Origin of the sequence: Peribacillus alkalitolerans, from assembly GCF_010882125.1 — a bacterium.
In the GTDB taxonomy this organism is placed as follows: Bacteria; Bacillota; Bacilli; order Bacillales; family DSM-1321; genus Bacillus_BN; species Bacillus_BN alkalitolerans.
Window position 1 is genome coordinate 104,356 of sequence record NZ_JAAGVZ010000012.1, and the last position, 6,692, is coordinate 111,047.

Sequence of the window (6,692 nt, forward strand, 5' to 3'; positions counted from 1 at the left end):
AAATTTATCTGTTACACTATTTAACTTCTGTGAATAAAATACGTACATTACAATAGTATAAGGCTTTTAACAACAAGAAACAATAGAACGACCTTGATGATAGTAATTGTAATAAATTGTTCACATAAAATGAAGATACATGTCTCAAACTGCATAAACACTTTCTAAAAATAGATTTACGCACATTCTAGTAACAATTAGGTTTATATCTCGAACGCTTGTCCCACATTTACATATGATGTTGTGTAGTTCAAAAACAAGAAAAAGGAGTGAATGAAATGGGTTGTGGGAGAGACAGAGATGATGTGTTAGGTATTTCTGACAGAGACAGAGATCGCAGAAGAAGAGACTTTGTATTTGATGCTAGAATCGAAATCGACAGAGACGACTTCTGCCGTGCGGTAGATCGTTGCGATCGTGATGACAGAAGAGATGGCAGAGATGACGTTTTAGGTATTTCTGACAGAGACAGAGACAGAGATCGCAGAAGAAGAGACTTTGTATTTGATGCTAGAATCGAAATCGACAGAGACGACTTCTGTCGTGCGGTAGATCGTTGCGATCGTGATGACAGAGTTGGCGGTATTTTTGATGACAGACGCCGTCGCAGATGCTGGAGCTGGATTTAACTTTGTGAGTTGATTTCTGAGTAGCAATAACTGTTGTAAAATTTTATAACAGTAAGAAACCCGTCAGACATAATGTCAGACGGGTTTTTTGTTTTTACATGAATTCGGCTACAAGTTTATCAAAGCTCTCTTGCGAAAGATCCAAGTTTGCTTCAGTTAACGGCTGGTCGCTGTATCCATGAAGAAGTTCTTGATATGACTTTTGGTCTTGATTTTGATAGATGATTCCAGTGACAAGACTGTTATACTTCATTAGGGTTTGCATTGCTTGTTCACGATTTGAAGGGTCATAGCCTTCCACATCGCTTAATTTTGTAAGGTTTTCTTTAAACCAATCATACGTATTAACCTTGTTGTATGTAACACATGGACTGTATACATTGATTAAAGAGAAACCTTTATGGTTAAGACCAGCTTCAATGATCGCAGTTAAATCTTTAAGATCAGTAGAGAAACTTTGTGCCACAAATGTAGCTCCAGCAGAAAGTGCCAATTCCATTGGTGAAATTGCCTGTTCTACAGAACCTTGTGGAGTCGATTTAGTTTTAAAGCCAGCAGCTGAACGAGGGGATGTTTGCCCCTTTGTCAAACCGTAGATTTGATTATCCATTACAATGTAAGTGACATCAATATTTCTACGAATTGCATGGATCGTATGTCCCATTCCAATCGCAAAACCATCACCATCTCCACCAGAGGCAATGACAGTCAAATCACGATTAGCCATTTTTACACCCTGTGCAATTGGAAGTGAGCGACCATGGATTCCATGGAAACCATATGACTTAATATAACCTGAAATACGTCCAGAACAACCGATACCTGAAATAACTGCTAAGTTTTCTGGTGTTAATCCTACATTCGCAGCTGCTCTTTGAATGGCTGCTTGAACAGAAAAGTCTCCGCATCCAGGACACCAATTTGGTTTGACATTATTGCGAAAATCTTTGAACGTAGCCATCTTAGAACAACTCCTTGCATTGTGAATGAATTTCATGCGGCAAGAACGGGTTACCGTCATATTTTAAGAGGCTCTTAATTTTATTGACATGACCAACATTCATTTTCATGATATTGGCTAACTGCCCTGTCGCATTGTTTTCAACCACTACCACTTTTTTAGCAGATTCGACCAATGGTAGGATTTCATTTGTAGGGAATGGGTGAATTAAGCGAATGTGTGCATGATTCACTTTCAGACCATCATTCTCTAAACGAGCCATCGCTTCTTCGATTGCACCTCGAGTAGAGTTAAAACCTACAATTAATAAGTCTGCTTCATCATGCTTTGCATCTTTATGCACTGGCGTTTTGAAACGGATATTTTCAATTTTCCTCATACGCTTATCCATTTGTGCAATACGATTAGCAGCACTCTCGGATGGCTTACCTGTCTCATCATGTTCTACACCTGTCACGTGGTGGATTCCACCCTTCATTCCAGGAATAACACGTGGAGAAACTCCATCTTCAGTTACTTCATATCGTTTGAAATAGTTTTCAGTTTCAGGTAGGTCGCCCTTTACAAGCTTACCTCTTCTGATTTCAACTTTAGAATTGTCCAATGGATTTACAGTTTGTTTCCCTAATGAAAGCTGTAAATCTGATAAAACTATAACTGGACATTGATATTCTTCAGCTAAGTTAAAGGCTTCAGTAGTATCATAGAATGCCTCTTCTACAGTACTAGGAGCCATAACAATTTTAGGAATTTCACCATGTGTACCATAAATCATGGCCATCAAATCAGATTGCTCTTGCTTTGTAGGCAAACCTGTAGAAGGACCGCCACGTTGAGTATCTACGATTACGATTGGTGTTTCTGTAATTCCAGCTAATCCGATAGCTTCCATTTTCAAAGAAAGTCCAGGGCCAGCAGAAGCCGTTAAAGCACGGACACCCGCATAGTTTGAACCAATTGCCATCGTTACAGCAGCAATTTCATCCTCAGTTTGAATAACAGTTCCACCCACCGGAGGAAGCTTCTTAATAAGGTATTCCATAATTTCTGATGCAGGTGTAATTGGATATGCTGCCATGAAACGGCATCCAGCAGCCAAAGCGCCTAATGCGATTGCGTCATTTCCAATCATAAAGAGACGTTTGTTTCCATCCCCTTTTTCTAATTGCATTGCACCGAAATTATCGCCCAATTTTTCACTCATATAATCAAAGCCTGCTTGAATCGCATCAAGGTTCTTTTGAACGACTTGATCACCCTTGCGGCCAAAAATTTCTACAACCACTTCTTTAAAAATGCTTATGTCAAGATTCAATACAGCACTCGAAGCACCAATTGCCACCATGTTCTTCATAAGTGAAGTTCCAAGTTCTGTAGCGATTTCTGTAAAAGGAACAGCATATAATGTGGCATTTGTATCTTCAGGACGCACTGGGTTAAACTTTGCATCTGCAATGATAATCCCTTTATCATGCAATTCTTTATAGTTTACGTCTATGGTCTCTTGGTCAAAGGCAACAAGAATATCTAAGTCGTCAGAAACTGAACGCGTTTGCGTAGTGCTGACACGAATTTTGTTGTTTGTATGACCACCTTTGATACGAGATGAGAAGTGACGGTATCCATACAAGTAGTAGCCTAATCGGTTAAGTGCAATACAGAAAATTTCCCCTGTACTTTCGATCCCTTCCCCTTGTTGTCCGCCAACTTTCCACGAAAGTTGATTGATCATCTTTTACACCCCTTTATGTACGTTCAAAATGGCAAACTTATACCCTTTTATTGTAGCACTTCTCCATATAATTAACTAGATTGCCAGTCGGTTATGTAAGATATCTCTTTCGTTGCTGTTCCAGCCTTAGATGAAGGTGTACTAAACGATTCAATTCTAGACTTATCACTAAAAAAAAGCAACCCTTTCACCTAATTTGCTGCCAAAAATATGCATAATATTTTAATAATTTTCATAAACTAGTAAATTAACATCCATTATTTAGAATATTTCTTAAATAGCCCTAACAGGAAATCTCTTTGAAAAATTGTTCAGCAAAAAATTTTCCACTTGAATTGTAGAATAGTGTTTATTCAGCTCTTCCATCAGCAATTCATACCCTTGATATTTTTCAAGTCCTTTTACTACTTTATCTATTCCATCGAAATCCGAACCAAAGCCAACATGATCTTCCCCGCCTAAGGAACAAACATGTTCAATATGTTTCATCACATCCTTAATAGATGCATTTCCGCCAGAGTTTAGGAATTCTGGGACAAAAGTAATTCCAATTACTGAATCTTTCTTTATTAGACTGGTAATTTGCTCATCGTTTAAGTTCCGTGGATTGGAACAAATAGAATGACAGTTGGAATGAGAAGCGATAGTAGGGAGTTCCTGTTCCATTACATCCCAAAACCCTTGTACTGAAAGATGAGACACATCACACCAAGTATTGGTCTCCTTTAATAAGGATACGACATTATGACCAAACGCTGACAAGCCCCCTCCTCTTGGCTCAAGAACTCCATCCGCTACTGCATTTGAATGGTTCCATGTTAATCCTACAGAAGATACCCCTAATCTAAGTAAAGTCTTTAATTTCAGTAAATCCTCCCCTATACAATCACATCCCTCAAGCGTGAGAACGGCGCCTATATCACCTTCTCCAAGTAGCTTTATATCTTCATGACTCTTAACCAGCTTCATATTTGGAGCTTTCAAGACATTTTCATAGAAAAGTTCAACCATTGTCAAAGCCGCATGAAATCTCATAGATGGATGTATTCTTTCAGGAATGTATATTGCAAAGCATTGTACTTTAGAGCCAACATTCATTAATTGATTATTTGTAAGATGCAATTTCTCACTATCATAAAAAGAAAGATTAGGATTTAGGAACATTTTCATCAATACATCACAATGTGCATCAAAAATTTTCGGTTTTGACTTCATAAGGCCCCACCTTTAATTACTATATTCTTATTATAAATAATATCACGATTCACCTAATAGGAACCTAAAAAACCTGTTCGCATCCGCAAACAGGTCAAGATTCATTCTATTTCCCTTTTCAAGGATCATTCACATTATCTAGGTTCCACTATCAACTTTATGGCTGTTCTTTCTTCACCATCAATTTTGATATCTGTAAATGCAGGAACACAAATCAAGTCGACTCCACTAGGTGCTACAAATCCTCTTGCTATTGCTACTGCCTTTACAGCTTGGTTTAACGCGCCGGCACCAATTGCCTGAATTTCTGCGGCACCTCTTTCTCTTAAAACACCCGCTAGCGCGCCTGCTACAGAATTGGGATTAGATTTTGCTGAAACCTTTAATATTTCCATTCCTAGCTCCTCCTTGCATAATTCCCTTCCCAAAAGGTTTAGGATATTTCAAAAAATATATTTCTTACCATTGCTACTATATTCGTAGAATCTTATACTTATTCCAGCTTGGTCCACTTAGTGAGTAAAACATTTTAAACGCATTAGTTAGTGAGCTCTCTGATTGAAGCCTTAAGGCGAGCGTGCGGAGATGGACTGTTCTTTTTCAAAGGATTGTTCACCCCAATGAATTTCTCAAATCTACTTTAAAAAACAAGGATTTGTTAAAGCTCTTAGTTGATTTGATACTAAGTTGATTGGAGCGAAAGGCGCGAGACTCCTCGAAAATACATACACATTTCCTTCGTTCGGTGTTTATTCGAGTTGGCGGTTTTAATGTCCTGCAGGAAATACGGGTCAAGGGAGACCCCACATGCGCGCAATGCCCCAGGGAGGCGCCAGAACCGCCCAAGGAAAGCGGAATGCATCTCGCAGCAATCAACAGGCTATTTTTACATAGCCAAAAAATCGAGTAGGAGGCACGTTACCGTGCCGACCTCTCACACCACCGTACGTACCGTTCGGTATACGGCGGTTCGAAAGTTTATGTAATTACTAAAGACAGCGATTTTAGTCCTAGATTCTTCCAGTAGTCATTATTCATGGCTCTATCTAAGGTTTTACTATTAGACATTCGCCAATATCCTTTTCTGGTATTGGCGTTTTTCCATGCCTCTTCTTTTGGAATTCCTAATTTCTTGAGGTTTCTGTATTTGGTACTTACCCTCTTCCATTCTTTCCATCGGCACGCTCTTAACCTACGCCTCGTATGTTTATCACACTTTATGGCATAGCTCTTCATGTCTCCGACTTTAAAATAATTCCCCCATCCTTGGATGAGTTGATTTATCTTTAGGATACGATACTCCATACTTACTCCCCAGTTACGATTGGTCAGCTTCTTTAGCTTATCCTCGAATCTCTTTTTGGTCTTCCTTGGCACGAATACTCTTGTTTTCTTTCCATAGAAACTCACTCCTAAGAATATTCGTGCTATCGGCTTTCCCACCGCACTTTTCTCCTCATTCACCTTGAGCTTCAATTTCTTCTCAATGAAATCTGAGACCCCGTGTTTAACCCTTTCTCCAGCCTTAAGACTTTTCACGTAGATGTTTGCATCATCTGCGTACCTCACAAATCGGTGACCTCTCTTTTCTAATTCTTGATCTAGTTCGTTTAGAATAATATTGCTTAATAACGGACTAAGTGGACCACCTTGCGGTGTTCCTTCACGATTTACTGTGACTACACCATTCTCCATAATTCCAGCTTGAAGGTATCGTCGAATCAGCTTTAGAGTTGGTTTGTCTGAGATGGATTTTGATACAAGTGACATTAATTTGTCATGCTGAACTCGGTCAAAGAACTTTTCTAAATCAATATCTACGACGAAGTTGTAGCCGTCCTCGATATATTTTCTCGCCTGTTCAATCGCTTGATGTGCACTTTTGTTCGGTCTAAAACCGTAGCTATATTGGCTAAATTGCGGTTCAAAAATGGGTGTAAGTTTCTGTACTACGGCTTGCTGAAGGATTCTGTCCGTGACAGTAGGTATTCCAAGGTTTCTAGTTCCACCGTTTGGTTTAGGGATTTTCACCCTTCTCACTGGTTGAGGTTTATATTTACCTTCTTTAATCAGTTGGATAATCTGTGCACCATTTTCCTTTAAATATAGGCGAGTAGCTTCTATATCTTTCGCATCGACTCCTGCTGCTCCTTTA

The 6,692-nt window shown here is 39.1% G+C and carries 6 protein-coding genes; 1 reads left to right on the plus strand and 5 read right to left on the minus strand.

Annotated elements, in window-relative coordinates; translation table 11 throughout:
• Positions 1-278 precede the first annotated feature (278 nt).
• Positions 279-629: a hypothetical protein gene (locus G3O09_RS14975; RefSeq protein ID WP_163102298.1), complete on the plus strand. Its 351-nt coding sequence runs from the start codon at positions 279-281 to the stop codon at positions 627-629.
• A 94-nt stretch (positions 630-723) separates the two neighbouring features.
• Here G3O09_RS14975 and G3O09_RS14980 read toward each other — a convergent pair whose 3' ends face one another.
• The 5 genes from G3O09_RS14980 to ltrA form a co-directional block, all read right to left on the minus strand.
• Positions 724-1,590 (minus strand): 2-oxoacid:ferredoxin oxidoreductase subunit beta, encoded by an 867-nt coding sequence (locus tag G3O09_RS14980; RefSeq protein WP_163102299.1) that lies wholly within the window; start codon positions 1,588-1,590, stop codon positions 724-726.
• Position 1,591: 1 nt separating this feature from the next.
• Positions 1,592-3,322 (minus strand): 2-oxoacid:acceptor oxidoreductase subunit alpha, encoded by a 1,731-nt coding sequence (locus tag G3O09_RS14985; RefSeq protein WP_163102300.1) that lies wholly within the window; start codon positions 3,320-3,322, stop codon positions 1,592-1,594.
• A 273-nt stretch (positions 3,323-3,595) separates the two neighbouring features.
• Positions 3,596-4,537, minus strand: a complete 942-nt coding sequence (locus G3O09_RS14990; RefSeq protein WP_163102301.1) for a dipeptidase — start codon at positions 4,535-4,537, stop codon at positions 3,596-3,598.
• A 134-nt stretch (positions 4,538-4,671) separates the two neighbouring features.
• Entirely contained in the window at positions 4,672-4,932 is a 261-nt protein-coding gene (spoVS, locus tag G3O09_RS14995; RefSeq protein WP_163102302.1) for a stage V sporulation protein SpoVS, read from the minus strand.
• Positions 4,933-5,515: 583 nt separating this feature from the next.
• On the minus strand, positions 5,516-6,692 hold a 1,177-nt coding region (gene ltrA / locus G3O09_RS15000), incomplete at its 5' end, for a group II intron reverse transcriptase/maturase (RefSeq protein WP_163102303.1).